Source organism: Ruegeria sp. K11, from assembly GCF_056531905.1.
The window spans coordinates 388,426-405,279 of sequence record NZ_JBQFMP010000002.1 but is presented as its reverse complement, the minus strand read 5'-3'; the positions used below and the strand labels follow the sequence as shown (position 1 = coordinate 405,279).

The window sequence follows — 16,854 nt, the reverse complement described above, 5'->3', positions numbered from 1 at the left end:
CGGACGACCATGAGCGACGACACCCCGACCCCGGATCAGGCCCCCGGAGCCCCTCACCCGCGCGAAACGCTGCGTTTGTTCGGGCAGACCGAGGCCGAACAGGCGTTTCTGACCGCGTATAACTCGGACCGGCTGCACCATGGCTGGTTGCTGACCGGACCGCGAGGCATCGGTAAGGCCACGCTGGCCTGGCGGATCGCGCGGTTTCTGCTTGCGACGCCGCCGGCGCAGGATGATGGTCTGTTCAACGCTCCTCCGGCCCCTGAAACGCTGGACATTGATCCGGATCATCCGGTTGCGCATCGCATATTGGCCGGGGCAGAACCGGGATTGGCCACCGTCATCCGATCCTTGAATGACCAGGGACGGCTGCGCAACGACATCGTGGTGGACGATATCCGCAAGCTGGGCAAATTCTTCGGCCTGTCATCGGCGGATGGAGGGCGCAGGGTCGTCATCGTGGACGCGGCTGACGAAATGAATGTCAGCGCGGCCAACGCCCTTTTGAAGATGTTGGAAGAGCCCCCGGCGCGCACCACATTGTTGCTGATCTCGCACCAGCCATCCCGTCTGTTGCCAACGATCCGCTCACGCTGCCGGACCTTGCGTCTGTCACCGTTGGGACCCGAGGATATGCAATCGGCTCTGACACAGACCGGAGCCGAATTGCCTGCCGTTCCGGACCATCTGGCTGCGCTTGCCGCGGGCTCGGTGGGGGATGCCGTGCGGTTGATCACCCTGGGTGGGTTGGAGATTTACGCTGAATTCATCGCAGTTCTCGGCACATTGCCTCGCATGGACCGCCAACGCGCGCTGGCTCTCGCCGAAGCCGCCGCCCAGCGCGGCGCCGCTGAGCGGTTTGAACTGCTTCTCACGCTGATTGATGTGGCCCTGTCACGCCTCGCCTTGACCGGTGCGACGGGTGCCCCGCCCTCGCCCGAAGCCGCGCCACATGAGGCCGAAATCCTGTCTCGCTTGTCTCAGTCCCCCGAACAGGCCCGCAAATGGGCCGAAGCTGCGGCCCTGATCACAGCCCGCGCGCGTCATGGTCAGGCGGTGAACCTTGACCCTGCCGCTCTGGTCCTAGATACGGTGTTCAAGATACAGGAAACCGCCGGTCAGAGCAGATGAGCGACACCCCCCAAATCACTGACAGCCATTGTCATCTGGATTTTCCGGATTTCGAAGGCCAACTGGATCAGATCATCGCCAACGCAGCAGACGCTGGTGTAACCCGCATGGTCACGATCTGCACGCGCCTGCGCAATGAACCAAACGTTCGCGCCATTGCCGAGGCCCACGCGCCCGTCTTCTACGCCGCCGGAACCCATCCGATGAGCGCCGCTGACGAACCGATGGCCACGGTGGACGAACTGGTAGCCTTGTCCCGACACCCTAAATTCGTGGGCATTGGAGAGACCGGGCTGGACTATCATTACACCGCCAAAAGCGCGGAGGTGCAGAAATGCTCTCTTCGCATCCATATCGAAGCCGCCCAACGCACTGGCCTGCCCCTGATCATCCACGCTCGCGCCGCAGACGATGACATGGCCCGCATCCTGAGCGACGAATACCGCAACGCGCCCTATTCCTGCGTGATGCATTGCTTTTCCTCTTCGGCAGAACTGGCAAAGGCCGCATTGGAGCTGGGCTTTTACCTGTCCATGTCCGGCATCGCCGCCTTCCCCAAAAGTCAGGAGTTGCGCGATATCTTTGCCGCAGCCCCGGTCGACCGCATTCTGGTCGAAACCGACGCCCCGTATCTTGCCCCGCCGCCCTTTCGCGGCAAGCGCAACGAACCGGCTTATACGGCCCATACGGCACGCAAGGGGGCGGAAATATTTGGCATGGACTACGCCGAATTTGCGGCCCGAACTCAAACCAATTTCGACCGGTTGTTCTCGAAGGCCGCAACCTACAAGGCCGCTGCATGACCGAATTGCGCTGCACCATCCTCGGCTGCGGCTCGTCCGGAGGCGTTCCGCGCCTGGGTGGACATTGGGGCGATTGTGATCCCGACAATCCCCGCAACCGGCGCAGGCGGTGTTCGATGCTGGTCGAGCGGGATGGGCCGGATGGAACCACCTCGGTCCTGATCGATACAACCCCGGATATGCGCAGTCAGTTGCTGGACACCGGCACCGGACGGTTGGACGGCGTAGTTTATACCCATTCGCACGCGGACCATATGCACGGCATCGACGATCTGCGGATGATCGTCTTTAACATGCGCACGCGGGTCCAGATTTGGGCCGACGGACCCACGCAGAACGACTTGCTGGGCCGGTTCGGATACGCGTTTGTACAGCCCGAAGGCTCGCCCTACCCGCCGATACTGGAAATGAACGCGATCGACGGCCCCTTTGAGATCGATGGGCCGGGTGGCACGATTCCGTTTCGCCCGTTCCGGGTCAACCATGGCGCCATAGACGCGCTGGGGTTCAGAATGGGGGACTTGGCGTACCTGCCTGACGTGGCCGAGCTCTACGACGACAGCTGGCCCGCCCTGCAGGGGCTGGACTGTCTGATCATCGACGCCCTGCGCCGCTCTCCGCATCCCACCCATAGTCATCTGGAAAAGACGTTGGTCTGGATTGACCAGTTGAACCCAAAACGCGCCGTTCTCACCAACATGCATATCGATCTGGATTACGCCACGGTCGAGGCAGAAACGGCGGATTACGTCACACCTGCCTTCGACGGGATGGTGATCCGACAGACGATCAGGGGCTGACCTCTGGGTATCGCGCGCATAGCTGTTCAAGCCAAAAGGGCTGCGCCATGTTTCAAAGCCTGATTGACGTCATCCTGCCGGTTTTTCTGGTGATCGGGGCCGGATACACCGCGACGCGCGCCGGGTATTTCCGAGAAGAACACATTGATGGCGTGATGAAATTCACCCAAGGCTTTGCCATTCCTTGCCTTCTGTTTCTCGCCATTGCCAATCTGGACCTCAGCGCCAGTTTTGACCCCCGCTTGCTGGGCAGTTTCTACACCGCAGCCGGGCTGTGCTTTACCGTCGGGATGCTGGGTGCACATTTCATCTTTGGTCGCGAGTGGGAAGACAGCGTCGCCATCGGGTTTTGCTGCCTGTTTTCGAACTCCGTTCTGCTGGGTCTGCCCATCACCGAACGCGCCTACGGGCCCGAAAATCTGACCGGCAATTATGCCATCATCGCATTCCACTCGCCGTTTTGTTACGGCGTCGGCATCACGGTGATGGAGATTTTTCGCAATCGCGGCAATGGTGGCATGCGCATGGTGCGTTCAGTTTTGGCCGCCATGTTCAAAAATGCCCTGATACTTGGAATCGGTTTGGGGTTCCTGGTCAATTGGTCGGGCCTTGCCCTGCCCAGCGTGGTAGATGACGCACTTAACCTGATCACCCGCGCCGCATTACCCGGAGCCTTGTTTGCGCTGGGCGGCGTCTTGGTCAAATACCGGCCCGAGGGCGATCTGCGCGCCATCCTCTTTGTCTGCGCCATTTCGCTGTTTTTGCATCCAACCCTTGTCTGGCTGTTTGGGTCAACGCTGGCGCTATCTCCGGACCTGTTCCGGTCGGGCGTGCTGACAGCTGCAATGGCCCCCGGTTTCAATGCGTATATCTTCGCCAATATCTACGGGCGTGCCAAACGCGTTGCGGCCTCTTCCGTGTTGATCGGCACCGGCGCGTCCATTCTGACGGTCTGGATGTGGTTGACACTGTTGGGATAATCGAATCTTCGGTCGCAGATTGACTCGGCTTTGCGATGCTACACTTATCACAGAACAAACAACGGAGCCCGCAATGCCCCACGCTGTTATCGTCGCACATGGCCAACCATCCGATCCCGAACCCGCCGAGGCCGCGCTGGCCACGCTGGCCCGGAAAGTTGATGCCCTGTGCGAACAGGTAACGGTTACGTCAGCAACATTGGCCGCACCCCGGGCATTGGAAACCTGTCTGGATGCGCTGCCGGACGGCACCCTTGTCTATCCGCTGTTCATGGCCCGTGGGTGGTTTGTGACCAGCGCGCTGCCCAAACGGATCGGAGCGCGCCCTGTCAACGTACTTGACCCGATGGGCACCGACCCGACGTTGCCGTCTCTTGTGGCTGATGCCCTGACGCACCGCATGTCCGCGCTGGGATGGGCAGCCAAAACAACCGATCTGGTGATCGCCGCCCATGGGTCGGGCCGAAGCCAGAACCCGGCGAAAATTGCCCGGGACTTCGGCGGCGAACTGGGTCGGCTCATCCCATTCCAAAGCTTGCGTGTCGGGTTCGTGGAACAACCACCTTCGATCTCCGAGGCCGCGCGGGACGCAGGTCCCATGTCCATCTGTCTTCCATTCTTTGCCTGCGCCGGAGGTCATGTGCTGGAGGATATCCCGCAAGAGCTGGCTCTGGCATCTTTTGAGGGCCACGTCATGCCCGTTATCGGGGACCTCGTACAGGTTCAGCGGCAAATCGCAGCGACTTTGGACGGGTGCGCCTCGTGACGAATCTAACTGAGTTCTTAGTGATTTAGGCACAACGCTCGCGTGCGTTTGCCGCAATCCTTCACGTTATTCATGGGATTTTGTCGTCGCCCCATCTGTATAGAACCTGTGGCACGCACGACCGCTTCGCTTTGCGGCATAGAGCGCCAGATCAGCGGCGTGCACAATCGCCGCAGGCTCGGGCGCGGTGAATTGAGTAGACAGGGCCGTCCCGATACTGGATGAGATTTTGCAGTTATCCCCCTCAAACTGCATCGGTTCTTGCAGGCGCGCAATCAGACGGCTGGCAATTCTGGTCAGCTGATCCGTGTCTGTCAGACCTTTGAAGATCAGAATGAACTCGTCCCCTCCGACACGCGCGACGGTATCGTCACCACGAATCTCGTCCTGCATGATCCGGGCTGCCTGTTGCAGTACGAAATCCCCGGCCGCGTGGCCAAGTCTGTCATTCACCGATTTGAAAAAATCGAGGTCCAGATGCATCAAGGCAAAGGTCGATTTTGTCGAGATGAGGTGCCCCAGTATATGATCCATCGCCCGCCGGTTTTTCAAACCGGTCAACGTGTCCGTATAGGCCTGTTCTTCAGCAGCCAGCCTTGCGCCCTGCAACCTCAGGTTCAACGACCGGGATGCCTCCATCGCGGCGGATTTCGCCTCGACCAGATACAATAGTTCGATCGCCAGATCCGTGCCCGAGAAATCGGCGCTGGTCAGCGCATAATCCTGCACCGCGTCCAGAATCGAGATGCCAAAGGACAGGTTGATCACGGCCCCCTGACCATCGGGTAACGGGACAATCAGACCTTTCAATGTGGTTTGTGGCTGGCCACGGAGTTTCACCCGCAGATTGGCGCCGGATTGTGAGATCAAAGCTGATAGTGTCGTCACCGACCTGGGTCGAACAAGTTGGAACAGATCAAAAAAAAACTGCCCCTCCATCGGTTGTTCAGGGCGAAGTTTCTGCAAAGTAGGTCCGACCCGATAAACCCGCGCATCCTGATCGACAAGAAGGAACATCGGGCAAAGAGTCTGAAGCAGGGTAGCCAACTGGTCTGTTTCTTTCATGGCGACCGGGCCCCCAGGTCAAAGCGGCGGCCTTCGGCAAAGGCGCTTTCAACCAATGTGATCGAAATCACGTCCGTTTCATCGACCTGCTGCACGTCCGGCAGGATCACAAGCGCGCCATAATCATCAGCCATCGCCCGCAGTACCCCCGTCATCACGCAGGCATAACCCGGCAAACCTGGAGAACACAGTAATTCGTACTCGGTGGGGGAAACTTCACGCAGCTCCAGCGCGGGAAGGTCCAGATCGGACACCGCTAGTCGGACCCGATCTGCCAGATCATCAAGTGAATGAAGAAACTCTACATAGGTCTCCCCACTGAACCGGAGCAAGCGCCGCAATCCTTCTGTATTGGGGTGCGACACCAGATAGGTGCCCAGATCTTCCAGAAACTCTGCGCGGGGGCGGTTCAATTCGACGCATAACTCATCAAGGACCCGGGTTGAAATCTTTGGATCGTAGACCAGCATCGCTTCGAATTCGACCAATCCCAACCCGGCGGATTCGGTTGCCCGCACCCAGCAGGGCTGACCGTATGTTGCGCACACAAAGGATTGAATAGCCCTGTTGATGAGACCGTGCATAGGGGCGCCCCCGGGGGTTGCAATTCCTCATGAACAGACCCCAGAAAGCTTAATAAATTCCCAACCCTCGAAGTGAGATATTGAAAATGCGATGTGATCTCACGCTGAGGCCTATCCTCAGAAATCCGTCGGCGCACCGCCCTCGGCCTTGCGACGCGCGACAAAGTCGGCAAGCTCTTCGCGAATGCCGTCGTCAAGCGGTGGGGCCTCAAAACTGCCGATGATCTCTTTGAACATCTGATGCGCGCGCTCGGTTGTCCATATGCCGCCCGCCGCCTCCCATCCTTCAAAATTCTTCCAGTCGCTGAGAAAAGGTTGATAAAACGCGGTCGTATACCGGTCCTGCGTGTGTTGGATGCCAAAGAAATGCCCGTCATTGCCAACCGAACGTATCGCATCCAGAGCAATTTCATCCGGTCCTGTCGCAGTCAGCTCGGGTTGCATATAGCGCTGTATTTGCTGCAGAATTTCGCAATCCATTATGAATTTCTCGGGGCTGGCAATCAGCCCGCCTTCCAGCCAACCGGCCGCATGGTAAACCATATGCGTGCCCGACTGCACCGCGGCCCAAAGCGAGTTCGAAGTCTCCCATATCGCCTGCCCGTCCGGCACATTCGCGGCGCACACACCGGACGAGCGCATGGGAAGGCCGTAAAACCGCGCCATTTGGCCGGTCATCTGGGTTGACCGCATATATTCCGGCGTTCCAAACGCAGGCGCGCCCGATTTCATATCTACATTCGATGTGAACGTCCCGATTACGCAGGGAATGCCCGGACGAACGTACTGAAACAGAGCTATTGCGCACAGCGCTTCGGCCAAGGACTGTGCCACTGCACCTGCCATCGTTACAGGCGCCATCGCCCCGGCCAGTGTAAAGGGAGTGACAACGATCGCTTGCCCGCGCCGGGCCAGACGCAGACATCCATCGATCATCGGATGATCATGTTTCAAAGGCGAGGTCGAGTTTATGTTGGTATACATGCGCGGCGCGGCCTCGAACTCTTCATGAGTCAGACCACCTGCGATGCGCACCATCTCCATCACATCTTCGACGCGCTCTTTGCCCAGCGAATATGCATGCATCACCTTGTCTGTCAGGGTCAGCTTGTCATAGAGCACGTCCAGATGGCGCACGCTTGCATGGAGATCGACCGGTTCCACCGGATAGCCGCCCGCAAAATGAATACAGTTGAAATACTGCGTCAGCTTTAACAAATTCTGACACATCTGCCGTGTCCCGGGCACCTTCTTCCCGATTTCCATATCCCAATAGTTCGGCGGAGAGGAAACGTTGCCAAACAAAAGGTTGCGGCCGCCAATTTCGATCTGACGATCTGGATTTCGCGGCATTATCCTGAACGAGCTCGGCGCTTTTTCTACCATCTCCATCACGAAGTCACGCCCCATTCGAACGTTATCTCCGTCTATGGTGCACCCCGCCTCGCGCAAGATAGCAATGGCCTCTTCATTATAGAATTCAATCCCGATCTCTTCGAGTATGCGCATGGCTCCTAAATGGATCGCCTCGACGCCTTCGGGTCCAAGAGGTTCAGTTGGCGCATCGATATTGACCGGCGGGTTCCAGGGCATCTGATCGATCACAGCGCTTCCCCGACGCTCCGCCGCGCCTGCGCGCCCGCCGCTTCGGCGTCTGCGGTTCTTTGTGTCGGCCATGATACCCTCCGGTCCTGCTGTATCCATGCAAGCCCGGAAGGTCTGGCTCTGGCCGCTCTGTCTGCGACAGAAGATGTCGGTTTTGAATCTCAGAGCGGCGATTTCCCGCGTCAGATCATCAGGATTCCGAGAGCCAGGCAGGGATATGACCAATATCCGGCAGCACAACATCAGCAAGCGGAGCCAGCATGTCGGCAGGCGCGAGACCAGTCAGAACACCAATTGTGACCATCCCTGCCGCGCGACCGGCCTCAAGATCGTGACGACTGTCTCCGACCATTGCGATCCGCTCGGGGGCAAGGTCGACATGTTTGGCGAAAGCCAGCAGCTGCCCCGGTCCGGGTTTGAATCCATGGCCGCTGTCATAGCCGGCAATGAAATCAAACCGATCCCGCACACCGACCGAATCCAGATGCTGCAATGCCGGTTCTTCCGCATCATTCGTGGCCACCCCCAACCGCAACCCCCGGTCTTTCAAGCCGTCCAGAAAAGGGGCCAACGGTACAGACGGAATCTGCTGCGCCTCGGCTGAAGACCGGTTGAGCGTATCGATCACCTGCAAGCGTGATTGCCCTTCCATATGAGGCATGAGCGCGTCGGCGACCTCATCAACGGTGCCCGCGATGACGACGCTGTCGGGTGCATAAATCTCGCGTGCCAAATCAAAGCCGATGGCCGCGCTCATGGCTTGTGCGCGCGCTTCATCCCCGTTGGACAGGCGCAACATCGCGATGCGCCCGAAATCCCCCCAGGTCGCGGCGAAATCAAATAATGTACCGTCCTTGTCGAACAATAGGGCGTCGATCGCCATTTGGGATATCTCCAATGAGTTGGACTCAGGTCTAGTGCATTTCCGACGCCCCGGACAAGACGGCATGCGCTTGCGCCGGGCGTTCATAAGGCATTGCGCTGGCATCACAAAAGGCAATGACCCACGAATCGTCAAGCATAAGGAAGTCCAGAACAGAACCTAAAAAGTCCGTATCACCTGCCCGGTCTCGCAAATCCTGCTCCGAGGCACCCGTGGCTCCCAGAAACACGGGCAAAAGCTCTTCGTTTTCGACCAGCCAACCGAGGATTTTCAGGGCCACTGTTTCGGCTGTTTCAGGTGCCATCGGCATTATCTCGCCTCAAAACGCAGGTTGGAAAGGGTTTGTTAACCAGACTCATAAACACTTTGGCAACGCATGCAATCAAACGGTGAATGGCAATGTCCGTACAAGGCACAATACTTGTTCTCGATGGGGTTTCGACCAACCGCATCATGCTCAAGGTGCAATTGACGGCGGCTTGGTATCACGTCGTGCAGGGGGAAAAACTGGTCGGGCTAGCGACGATGCTGCGGCGGGTGCGGCCTGACCTGGTTCTCACCGCCCAGACGCTTCCGGACGGGACTGCATCTGACGTCAAGCGCCTGATGATGGACGACCCTTCGATGGCGGACGTGCCGGTGGTGGCTGTGGTGCCGCAAAACGATAAAGCTGCCCGCCTTCAGGCCTTGTCGAGCGGGTTGGACGATGTGTTGGGATACCCATACAACGATGCGCTTTTACTGGCCCGTGTGCGCAGTTTGCTGCGCGCCCGCGCGGACCGGCAGGACCTTAAGGCCCGGGACGACTCACAATCCATAGGTTTCGCGGAACCCGGCGCTGGTCTGATTGCCCCACCAAAACCTGCTTGCATCGCCTTGCTGACCCAATCTGCGCGAACAGCTTCGTTGTGGAGCAAAGCCCTGTCCGGAAACACCCGTCACAGTGTGACCTGTCACACGCTGGCCAATCTTCGCAAATTGCTGTCCGGTCCAGTTCCCGATGCAATCGTCGTTGAATTGAGTGGCGATTCGAATGGCCGAAATATCCTTGCGGATCTGCGGTCCCGGCAGGCAACCCGACACACGGTGATGATCGGTGTCCTGCCCGGCCAAAACGCGGCGCTGGCGGCCGAGTCTCTGGATCGCGGTGCTGATGCGATATGCATGGATGGCTTCAATACAGATGAGATTTCCCTGAGGTTGGAGACACAGATTGCCCGCAAGACCCGCGATGACCGGCTGCGGGCATCGATGCGGCAGGGTCTGACGGATTCGTTGACCGACCCGCTGACAGGTCTGTTCAACCGCCGATACGCGATGCGGGCATTGGACCAAATCACCAGACGGTCACAGCAATCCGGGCATGGTTTTGCGGTCATGCTGGCCGATCTGGATCACTTCAAGGCAATCAATGATCAATTCGGTCATGCTGGCGGCGATCTTGTGCTAACCGAAGCGGCCCGCCGCCTGAAGGCAGCGATGAAGGGGGCGGGATTTGTTGCCCGGATCGGCGGCGAGGAGTTCATGATCGGGCTTCCCGAAACCTCGACACGGGCCGCGCTTGGGCAAGCGGATGTCATCTGCGATTGCATCTGCCGCCATCCATTCCGCCTGCCCGATCACCCCGCGCTGATCCCGGTGACGATCAGCGTCGGGCTCAAAATGTGCGAACCAGCCGACCTGGTGCACCGGAACAGTGTCGACCCGGTCAGCCAGTTGATCCAATCCGCCGACAAGGCGCTGTATGCCGCGAAAAAGGCCGGGCGCAATCAAGTCCGGTTGCGCCAGAGCGCGGCCTGACGCAAGTCAGTCTTTTTTCCGCGATTTGCGCGGGCCGCGCTTGACCACCTCCTCCAGTCTTTTGGCATAGGCCACGCGTTCCGCATCGCTCATATCAGCGACGCGGTTCAGCCAACGCTCATGCAGGGCTGCTTGCAGGGTCGCAGTGGCTTCCGCCTGTCGGATCAACAACAGTTCGACCGTCTTGGGATCATATGGCTCGGCCTGCAACGCCTGGCTGAGCGCCGCAAAATCCTGTTTGCGGCGATCTGAACCCTTGGATCGTTTTCCGGACAGCTCACCACGCAATGATCTGCGGTCTTCCTTTGGCAGCGCCCAATAAAGCGCCGGGCCAAATCCCGGAGGCACCGCCGCATGCTCGCCTCCGCGAAAACGCAGAACTGTCCCGATCACCACACCAGCCACCAGCAAGTTCACCGCCAGCGAGATCACCAGAGTGATCGGCATCCATTTTACTTTGCGCGCTGGATTGTCGCTCATTCCGTGTCCTCCAGATAATCGAGGTTGAGTTCCGCCAGCAAAAACGAGCTGTCCTGGACACTCAGCAATTCCGCCGGATCAGGCAGGAAAGACGGAGCCGAAAATCCGATCCAGACCCCGGCCGCGCTGGCCACAATCAAGCTACCCAGCCCTTGCCAACCGCCAATTCCGGCAATCCAACGCCGCCGCCCCACCTTGGTTGCCCGAGCGCGTCTGCTCAACCGCAAGGCTTCGGCATCTGTCTCAATCCGAACGGCGAGGTCTTCGGGCAGCGTGTTTCGCGTTTTCCGGGCCTGTGCAAACAGGTCCTCCAACTTGCTTTCTTGGTCAGCCATTTTCATACCCCAGTTCTTCTCTGCGCCCGGACAGTAGCGCTGTCAGAGTTCGTTTCCCCCGAGCGGTCAGGCTTTCGACGGCTTCAACGGAAATCTCCATAATCCCAGCGATCTCGGGGTTGGGCAATTCCTCGATGTGCCGCAAAATAACAGCCTGCCGCTGTCGGTCCGGCAATTGGTCCAGCGCATCCTGCAGCGCATCTTTGCGTGCCGTGTCCTGCATCTGATCCAGCACGCTTGCAGCGCTGTCTTCGGGTTCGGGCACTGTATCCAGCGCATCGGGTCGTTTTTTGCGCCGCAGATCTACACACAGGTTCAGCGTAACGCGGTATAGCCATGTGGACAGTTGCGCCTGTCCTGACACCCAGTCCGGTGCCATCTTCCAGAGCCGCATCATGGCATCTTGCGTGACATCCTCGGCCTCGGCCCGGTTGCCCAGCATGCGCAGCGCGACCGAGAAACAACGTGGCCCCAACCGGTCCGTCAGCACCCGGGCCGCCCGGGGATCGCCCGCAGCGTAACGGCCCAGCAACGCCTCGTCGCTGGGCTCGAGTGTGGCAAGCATATCGCCACACACCGGTTTCGGGCCAGAGGTCAGGTCCTCCATCCTGCATCAATTATCGGAAGACTTCTGTTTTCCCTGCCGCTTGTGATGGCGCCCCATCCGGTCTTTCGCATCCGCATATTCCTGTTCCGAGATTGTTCCGTTTCCGTCGGCATCAATCCGTTCGAACATTTTTGCGCCCCGGCGCGGTTTGGGCAACTCATCATCGCTCAGAAAGCCATCCTGATTTGCGTCATGCTTTTCGAACATCTTGGTCACTCGATCAGATGCGGTTTTCTGGGCCGCAGCCTGCATCTCGTCAACGCTCAGCTGGCCGTCGCCATCCGCGTCGGCCGACGTAAAGCGCTGATTGCGATGCGCCTCAAGTTCAGCCTGCGTAATTTCACCATTTCCATCTGCATCCAATTCCTGAAACGTCGCCGGTTGCCGGTCGCGCGACCCTTTGGCCAAAACTGATGTTCCCGTCACTGCAACGGCTGTCAGGACGATGGCCGAAATGTAGGTTGCCGTTTTCATGCTTCGATATCCTTTGTTTCGCGGCTGCGCGCCGCCGTTGATATCTGTTAAAACGCGACGGCCCGATGGTTCCGTCGCGATGCCCGCATCTTTTTTCGATTTCTTTGATTTGAGGGCGAAACCTGTTAGCTTTTCACCAGACGCCGCAAAGCGACGCACCCCCTTTCCAGCCGGGTCTTTCAACGACTATATCTGCCGGAATTGAACGCGCGAGAATCACATGACCGACCAGACCATCGACACTCAGCTTGGCGAAGACCGACCGACCAAACCTGCCTTGATGCGGGGCTTTAAGGGCAAATGTCCAAAATGCGGTGAGGGTAAGCTGCTGCATAGCTACCTCAAAGTGAACGATGCCTGCTCGAATTGCGGGCAAGAGCTGTTTCATCATCGCGCCGATGACGGACCGGCCTATCTGACCATTCTGATCGTGGGTCACCTTCTGGCGCCCGCCTTGCATGTGTCATACGTGCATTGGAGGCCCAGCCCCTGGACCATGGCGATCGGCTTTTCCATCGCGTGTGTCGCGCTGTCGCTGTACCTGCTGCCGCGTCTGAAAGGCGCCATCGTCGGCTATCAATGGGCCAGGCGGATGCACGGGTTCGGCAAGTCTGAATGACGCAGGACAAGACCGCAATCCGGGATGCAGCAACCGTCATCGTATTGCGGGACCGGTTTGATGATCCTGCGATATTGATGGGTCAGCGCGGCTCTAAAGCCGCGTTCATGCCGAACAAGTTTGTGTTTCCCGGCGGGGCCGTTGATGCGGCAGACGCGCATGTACCGCTTGCAACACCGCTGCCAGACTTGTGCGTCGACCGCCTGTCGCAGCAATCCGAACCCGGTCTGCAGGACGCATTGGCCGCCGCTGCGATCCGCGAGCTTTGGGAAGAGACCGGTCTGATCCTCGGGCAAAGCGGACAATGGCCTGATCCTGTGCCTGACGATTGGCAAAGCTTTGCCGCGACGGGCCACGTGCCTGCCGCCCAGGCTTTGCAGTTCGTATTCCGGGCCGTCACGCCTCCTGGTCGTCCGCGCCGGTTTGATGCGCGGTTCTTTCTGGTCGATGCAGACGCCATACAGGGCGATCTGGACGATTTCACCCATGCCTCGGACGAGCTGTCTCACCTGCAATGGGTCAAGATCCGTCAGGCGCGCGAGTTTGATCTGCCCTTCATCACCGAGGTCGTTCTGGCCGAAATCGCCGCCCGCGCGACAGACACGCAACCACCCGAAACGGTGCCTTTCTTTCTGAACAATGAAGAGGCAAGCCTGTTTCTGCAGCTACGCGGCTATCCCATGCCGTCTGAGCCCTAGCGCATCCGGCTGACAACCACCGTCACTTCGGGCTTTTTGCCAATCTCGGACAGCGCGCTTTGCCGCGCGATCCGGCGCAGAGCTTCTTCGATCTTATCGTCATCGCGCAGGGTTTTGGCATCCGCACGCATCAGGAACTGGTTCAGGTCCTCTTCCAACACCTCGATCAGCGCGGCCCGGGACGAGCCCATCTCTGGCAGACCCATTGTATCACACCAGGGCTCGCCCAAGGGTTCGTCTTCTTCATCCAGAATGACAGTGATCGTCACATGACCGTTCAGCGCCATGCGGATGCGATCACGCACCACCCCATCCAGCGCTCCGATCTGAACAGACCCATCCAGATAGGTCCGGCCGGTTTCGACATAGTCCACAACTTTGGGCGCGTTGCCGGTCAGGTCCAGCATGGTGCCGTTCACGGCCAGAATTCCCGTGCGGCCGCCCTCTTCCGCCAGTTTGGCATGGGCGCGCAAGTGGCGATGTTCGCCATGCATCGGGATCACCATCTGCGGATCGATCAACGCGTGCACACGCTGCAGATCGGGTCGGTTGGCGTGTCCTGACACATGGTAAAGGCCAGAACTGTCGTCGACGACATCAACGCCCTTTTCACTCAGCTGGTTGATGATGCGGATCACGCCGCGTTCATTGCCCGGGATTGTCTTCGAGGAAAACAGGAACAGATCGCCCTCTTTCGCCTCTAGGCCCCGATACTTGCCACGGGCCAGCTGAGCGCTGGCGGCGCGGCGCTCGCCCTGACTGCCGGTGACGATCAGCATCAGGTTCTGACGGGGCACATCCACCGCCTCTTCGGCGCTGATGACCTTTGGGAAATCGGACAGGATACCCGTTTCCGTTGCGGCCTCGATCATGCGCCGCATGGCGCGACCCAGCAAAACGACTGAACGACCAGCCCTTTGCCCTGCTTCCGCCAACGTTTTAACCCGCGCCACGTTTGACGCAAAAGTCGTGGCGATCACCATGCCGCTGGCATCCTGAACCAGACGGGTAATCTCGGGGCCGACTTCGGATTCCGAGCGTCCGGGATGGGTCGAGAACACATTCGTACTGTCACAGATCAGTGCTTTGACGCCCGGCTTCGCGGCCTCAGCCCAAAGGTCAGGATCAAAAGGCTCGCCCACCACCGGGTTAGTGTCCAATTTGAAATCGCCCGTATGTACGACCCGACCGGATGGTGTGTCGATAATCAGCCCCGCGCTTTCGGGGATCGAATGCGACACCGGCAGAAACCCGACCGTGAAGGGCCCCGCCTTGATCTCTTCGGGCCAGGGCGAGGCCGTCCGAACGGCCTCGGTCGGGTGGCCGTGCTCTTCCATCTTGCGGCGCGCGATATTTGCCGTGAAAGTCCGCGCATAGATCGGCGCGCCCAGAGCTTCGTAACAATGCGCAACAGCGCCGACATGGTCTTCGTGGGCGTGGGTGACAAAGATCGCCTCAAGCTGGTCGGCGCGCTCTTTCAGCCACGTGATATCCGCAAAGATCAGATCGACCCCCGGAGAACTGTCCATATCCGGAAAGGCGACACCCAAATCGACCAGGATCAAACGTTCCTGCCCCGGTGCGCCGTAGCCGTAGACATAGGCATTCATGCCAATTTCGCCTGCTCCGCCCAGCGGCAGATAGATCAGTCGTTCACTGCTCATGTTGAGCCATTTTCCTTGTTATAGCGATGGATCACGGTCAGCCCGTGCATCGTCAGATCGTCTTCGATTACATCAAACCCGACATCGGCCTGATCGAATAAAGGTGCAAGTCCGCCGGTTCCGACGACTTTCATCGGCATTCCATATTCCGTTCGAATGCGGGCGATAAGCCCTTCGATCAAACCGGAATAGCCCCAATACACGCCGGACTGAATACATCCAACCGTATTCGTGCCAATCACTTTCTCGGGACGGGTGATATCGATATGCGGTAAGGCAGCGGCACCCTGATGCAATGCCTCAAGGCTCAGGTTCACACCGGGCGCGATGATGCCGCCCACATAAGCCCCGTCCGAGGCCACCACGTCGAAATTCGTGGCCGTGCCAAAATCAACCACCACAACATCGCCCCCGTGGCGGTCAAACGCCCCCACCGCATTTGCCAGCCGATCCGGGCCGGGAACGGTACCTTCGTCAATGCGAGGCGCGACGGGCAGCAGACATTCCGGCTTGCCCACGACCAGCGGGCGGCAACCAAAAAATCGGTCCGAGAAGATACGCAGATTGAACACGACACGCGGCACAGTCGACGCAATGACCACGTCTGTTATCTCAGCCTCGATCCCGTAGTGCTTTACCAGCGTGGAATACCAGGTGAAATACGCATCGGCTGTGCGCGAATGATGGGTGGACGTGCGCAAGGTACACAGGAATGTCTCGCCATCCCAGATCGAGAACACGGTGTTGGTGTTGCCGCAGTCGATTGCCAGAAGCATCCCGGCCTCCCTTAGAAATACACATCCGCCGCCGGTATGCTGACCCGGCCCTTGGCTGTGTTTAGGACAAGATTTCCACTCGCGTCCACGGTTTCAAACGTGCCGACCGTCTCAGTCGCGGCGGTGCGGGCCGTGATAACCTCACCCAGACGCGCAGCACGCGCAAGCCAGGCGGCACGGATCGGCTCAAAACCGTATGTGACAAACTGCGTCTCATAGCGGGCAAACGCATCTGCCAGCTCGGTCAGAAAATCCTCGGGAGTGACATCTGCACCGGTCTCGGACAGCAAAGATACGGGTCTTACTGCTCCGGGTTCGACCGCGTGGACGGGCGGTGCTTCGGAAAGGTTCACACCGACCCCGATGGCCAGATGCGAAAGATTGCCACCCTGCCCGGTACTTTCCAGCAGAATACCCGCCAGCTTTCCCCCATTCAGCAACACGTCGTTCGGCCATTTCAACGACAACCCGTCGGCCCGTCCGGTCACCGCAACGGTTGCGTCAAACAGGGCCAGGGCAGCCACGAAACTGCGCAGCGCGGCGTCTTCCGGCGTTCCGTTCGGGCGCATCAACAAGGTCGCCGCCAGATTCCCCTTGGGATTGGCCCAAGCCCTGCCCCGGCGTCCTCGGGCAGCAGTCTGGTGATGCGCCATGATCCAGACAGGGCCTTGTGCGGTCGGAGCGATACGCGCGGCTTCGTTCAGGGTGCTGTCGACCTGTTGCAAAACATGCAGGCCGTATCCTTTCGGCCAGTGCGTCATGGTAAAAAGGCCCGGTCCATCGA

At 59.1% G+C, this 16,854-nt stretch carries 20 protein-coding genes; 8 read left to right on the top strand and 12 right to left on the bottom strand.

Annotated features, from left to right (window positions below; translation table 11 throughout):
- Window positions 1-9 precede the first annotated feature (9 nt).
- From ACR0K4_RS04805 to ACR0K4_RS04785, 5 genes are all read left to right on the top strand, one after another.
- Window positions 10-1,131 (top strand): DNA polymerase III subunit delta', encoded by a 1,122-nt coding sequence (locus tag ACR0K4_RS04805; RefSeq protein WP_480853056.1) that lies wholly within the window; start codon window positions 10-12, stop codon window positions 1,129-1,131.
- Window positions 1,128-1,934: a TatD family hydrolase gene (locus ACR0K4_RS04800; RefSeq protein WP_480853055.1), complete on the top strand. Its 807-nt coding sequence runs from the start codon at window positions 1,128-1,130 to the stop codon at window positions 1,932-1,934. The genes ACR0K4_RS04805 and ACR0K4_RS04800 overlap by 4 nt, the downstream gene beginning before the upstream one ends.
- Window positions 1,931-2,734, top strand: a complete 804-nt coding sequence (locus ACR0K4_RS04795) for an MBL fold metallo-hydrolase (RefSeq protein ID WP_480853054.1) — start codon at window positions 1,931-1,933, stop codon at window positions 2,732-2,734. The genes ACR0K4_RS04800 and ACR0K4_RS04795 overlap by 4 nt, the downstream gene beginning before the upstream one ends.
- A 47-nt stretch (window positions 2,735-2,781) precedes the next feature.
- A complete protein-coding gene (locus tag ACR0K4_RS04790) occupies window positions 2,782-3,714 on the top strand; it encodes an AEC family transporter (protein WP_480516861.1) in 933 nt (310 codons plus the stop codon).
- Between the two features lie 73 nt (window positions 3,715-3,787).
- Window positions 3,788-4,480 (top strand): CbiX/SirB N-terminal domain-containing protein, encoded by a 693-nt coding sequence (locus tag ACR0K4_RS04785; RefSeq protein ID WP_480853053.1) that lies wholly within the window; start codon window positions 3,788-3,790, stop codon window positions 4,478-4,480.
- 66 nt (window positions 4,481-4,546) lie between these two features.
- Here ACR0K4_RS04785 and ACR0K4_RS04780 read toward each other — a convergent pair whose 3' ends face one another.
- From ACR0K4_RS04780 to ACR0K4_RS04760, 5 genes are all read right to left on the bottom strand, one after another.
- Window positions 4,547-5,545 (bottom strand): diguanylate cyclase domain-containing protein, encoded by a 999-nt coding sequence (locus tag ACR0K4_RS04780; protein WP_480853052.1) that lies wholly within the window; start codon window positions 5,543-5,545, stop codon window positions 4,547-4,549.
- On the bottom strand, window positions 5,542-6,129 hold the full coding sequence (locus ACR0K4_RS04775; protein ID WP_480516867.1) for a heme NO-binding domain-containing protein: 588 nt from the start codon (window positions 6,127-6,129) through the stop codon (window positions 5,542-5,544). Before ACR0K4_RS04775 ends, ACR0K4_RS04780 begins: the two co-directional genes overlap by 4 nt.
- A gap of 117 nt (window positions 6,130-6,246) precedes the next feature.
- Complete coding sequence (locus ACR0K4_RS04770; RefSeq protein WP_480853051.1) at window positions 6,247-7,806, bottom strand: trimethylamine methyltransferase family protein; 1,560 nt, start codon at window positions 7,804-7,806, stop codon at window positions 6,247-6,249.
- Window positions 7,807-7,924: 118 nt separating this feature from the next.
- Complete coding sequence (locus ACR0K4_RS04765; RefSeq protein WP_480853050.1) at window positions 7,925-8,617, bottom strand: HAD family hydrolase; 693 nt, start codon at window positions 8,615-8,617, stop codon at window positions 7,925-7,927.
- Window positions 8,618-8,648: 31 nt separating this feature from the next.
- Window positions 8,649-8,927: a DUF3572 domain-containing protein gene (locus ACR0K4_RS04760; RefSeq protein ID WP_480853049.1), complete on the bottom strand. Its 279-nt coding sequence runs from the start codon at window positions 8,925-8,927 to the stop codon at window positions 8,649-8,651.
- 89 nt (window positions 8,928-9,016) lie between these two features.
- Between ACR0K4_RS04760 and ACR0K4_RS04755 the strand changes: the two genes are divergently transcribed.
- Entirely contained in the window at window positions 9,017-10,417 is a 1,401-nt protein-coding gene (locus ACR0K4_RS04755) for a diguanylate cyclase (RefSeq protein WP_480853048.1), read from the top strand.
- 6 nt (window positions 10,418-10,423) lie between these two features.
- Here ACR0K4_RS04755 and ACR0K4_RS04750 read toward each other — a convergent pair whose 3' ends face one another.
- From ACR0K4_RS04750 to ACR0K4_RS04735, 4 genes are read right to left on the bottom strand one after another with little or no spacing between them, the layout of a single operon-like run.
- The gene (locus ACR0K4_RS04750; protein WP_480853047.1) at window positions 10,424-10,897 is read right to left on the bottom strand and encodes a periplasmic heavy metal sensor; all 474 of its coding nucleotides are present in this window, start codon (window positions 10,895-10,897) and stop codon (window positions 10,424-10,426) included.
- Window positions 10,894-11,232, bottom strand: a complete 339-nt coding sequence (locus ACR0K4_RS04745) for a hypothetical protein (RefSeq protein WP_480853046.1) — start codon at window positions 11,230-11,232, stop codon at window positions 10,894-10,896. Before ACR0K4_RS04745 ends, ACR0K4_RS04750 begins: the two co-directional genes overlap by 4 nt.
- Window positions 11,225-11,839, bottom strand: coding sequence for an RNA polymerase sigma factor (locus ACR0K4_RS04740; protein WP_480853045.1), 615 nt, complete (start codon window positions 11,837-11,839; stop codon window positions 11,225-11,227). The genes ACR0K4_RS04745 and ACR0K4_RS04740 overlap by 8 nt, the downstream gene beginning before the upstream one ends.
- A 6-nt stretch (window positions 11,840-11,845) precedes the next feature.
- A complete protein-coding gene (locus ACR0K4_RS04735; protein WP_480516884.1) occupies window positions 11,846-12,313 on the bottom strand; it encodes an EF-hand domain-containing protein in 468 nt (155 codons plus the stop codon).
- Between the two features lie 220 nt (window positions 12,314-12,533).
- Here ACR0K4_RS04735 and ACR0K4_RS04730 point away from each other — a divergent pair, with 220 nt between their 5' ends.
- Both ACR0K4_RS04730 and ACR0K4_RS04725 read left to right on the top strand, forming a co-directional pair.
- On the top strand, window positions 12,534-12,932 hold the full coding sequence (locus ACR0K4_RS04730) for a DUF983 domain-containing protein (protein WP_480853044.1): 399 nt from the start codon (window positions 12,534-12,536) through the stop codon (window positions 12,930-12,932).
- Complete coding sequence (locus tag ACR0K4_RS04725) at window positions 12,929-13,630, top strand: NUDIX hydrolase (protein WP_480853043.1); 702 nt, start codon at window positions 12,929-12,931, stop codon at window positions 13,628-13,630. Before ACR0K4_RS04730 ends, ACR0K4_RS04725 begins: the two co-directional genes overlap by 4 nt.
- Here ACR0K4_RS04725 and ACR0K4_RS04720 read toward each other — a convergent pair.
- The 3 genes from ACR0K4_RS04720 to ACR0K4_RS04710 are packed head-to-tail and all read right to left on the bottom strand — an operon-like array spanning window position 13,627 to window position 16,831.
- Window positions 13,627-15,294, bottom strand: a complete 1,668-nt coding sequence (locus tag ACR0K4_RS04720) for a ribonuclease J (protein ID WP_480853042.1) — start codon at window positions 15,292-15,294, stop codon at window positions 13,627-13,629. The two genes, ACR0K4_RS04725 and ACR0K4_RS04720, sit on opposite strands and share 4 nt — an antisense overlap.
- Window positions 15,291-16,070, bottom strand: coding sequence for a type III pantothenate kinase (locus ACR0K4_RS04715; protein ID WP_480516892.1), 780 nt, complete (start codon window positions 16,068-16,070; stop codon window positions 15,291-15,293). Before ACR0K4_RS04715 ends, ACR0K4_RS04720 begins: the two co-directional genes overlap by 4 nt.
- Window positions 16,071-16,081: 11 nt before the next feature.
- Window positions 16,082-16,831, bottom strand: a complete 750-nt coding sequence (locus ACR0K4_RS04710) for a biotin--[acetyl-CoA-carboxylase] ligase (RefSeq protein WP_480853041.1) — start codon at window positions 16,829-16,831, stop codon at window positions 16,082-16,084.
- Between the last annotated feature and the right edge of the window lie 23 nt (window positions 16,832-16,854).

What these genes read in the sequence shown, in the direction of transcription:
- ACR0K4_RS04785 (WP_480853053.1), top strand. Translation starts at nt 3,788, where the DNA reads ATGCCCCACGCTGTTATCGTCGCACATGGCCAACCATCCGATCCCGAA.
- ACR0K4_RS04790 (WP_480516861.1), top strand. Translation starts at nt 2,782, where the DNA reads ATGTTTCAAAGCCTGATTGACGTCATCCTGCCGGTTTTTCTGGTGATC.
- ACR0K4_RS04755 (WP_480853048.1), top strand. Translation starts at nt 9,017, where the DNA reads ATGTCCGTACAAGGCACAATACTTGTTCTCGATGGGGTTTCGACCAAC.
- ACR0K4_RS04710 (WP_480853041.1), bottom strand. Translation starts at nt 16,831, where the DNA reads ATGACGCACTGGCCGAAAGGATACGGCCTGCATGTTTTGCAACAGGTC.
- ACR0K4_RS04780 (WP_480853052.1), bottom strand. Translation starts at nt 5,545, where the DNA reads ATGAAAGAAACAGACCAGTTGGCTACCCTGCTTCAGACTCTTTGCCCG.
- ACR0K4_RS04750 (WP_480853047.1), bottom strand. Translation starts at nt 10,897, where the DNA reads ATGAGCGACAATCCAGCGCGCAAAGTAAAATGGATGCCGATCACTCTG.
- ACR0K4_RS04760 (WP_480853049.1), bottom strand. Translation starts at nt 8,927, where the DNA reads ATGCCGATGGCACCTGAAACAGCCGAAACAGTGGCCCTGAAAATCCTC.
- ACR0K4_RS04745 (WP_480853046.1), bottom strand. Translation starts at nt 11,232, where the DNA reads ATGGCTGACCAAGAAAGCAAGTTGGAGGACCTGTTTGCACAGGCCCGG.
- ACR0K4_RS04805 (WP_480853056.1), top strand. Translation starts at nt 10, where the DNA reads ATGAGCGACGACACCCCGACCCCGGATCAGGCCCCCGGAGCCCCTCAC.
- ACR0K4_RS04770 (WP_480853051.1), bottom strand. Translation starts at nt 7,806, where the DNA reads ATGGCCGACACAAAGAACCGCAGACGCCGAAGCGGCGGGCGCGCAGGC.
- ACR0K4_RS04730 (WP_480853044.1), top strand. Translation starts at nt 12,534, where the DNA reads ATGACCGACCAGACCATCGACACTCAGCTTGGCGAAGACCGACCGACC.
- ACR0K4_RS04735 (WP_480516884.1), bottom strand. Translation starts at nt 12,313, where the DNA reads ATGAAAACGGCAACCTACATTTCGGCCATCGTCCTGACAGCCGTTGCA.
- ACR0K4_RS04715 (WP_480516892.1), bottom strand. Translation starts at nt 16,070, where the DNA reads ATGCTTCTGGCAATCGACTGCGGCAACACCAACACCGTGTTCTCGATC.
- ACR0K4_RS04795 (WP_480853054.1), top strand. Translation starts at nt 1,931, where the DNA reads ATGACCGAATTGCGCTGCACCATCCTCGGCTGCGGCTCGTCCGGAGGC.
- ACR0K4_RS04775 (WP_480516867.1), bottom strand. Translation starts at nt 6,129, where the DNA reads ATGCACGGTCTCATCAACAGGGCTATTCAATCCTTTGTGTGCGCAACA.
- ACR0K4_RS04720 (WP_480853042.1), bottom strand. Translation starts at nt 15,294, where the DNA reads ATGAGCAGTGAACGACTGATCTATCTGCCGCTGGGCGGAGCAGGCGAA.
- ACR0K4_RS04725 (WP_480853043.1), top strand. Translation starts at nt 12,929, where the DNA reads ATGACGCAGGACAAGACCGCAATCCGGGATGCAGCAACCGTCATCGTA.
- ACR0K4_RS04765 (WP_480853050.1), bottom strand. Translation starts at nt 8,617, where the DNA reads ATGGCGATCGACGCCCTATTGTTCGACAAGGACGGTACATTATTTGAT.
- ACR0K4_RS04740 (WP_480853045.1), bottom strand. Translation starts at nt 11,839, where the DNA reads ATGGAGGACCTGACCTCTGGCCCGAAACCGGTGTGTGGCGATATGCTT.
- ACR0K4_RS04800 (WP_480853055.1), top strand. Translation starts at nt 1,128, where the DNA reads ATGAGCGACACCCCCCAAATCACTGACAGCCATTGTCATCTGGATTTT.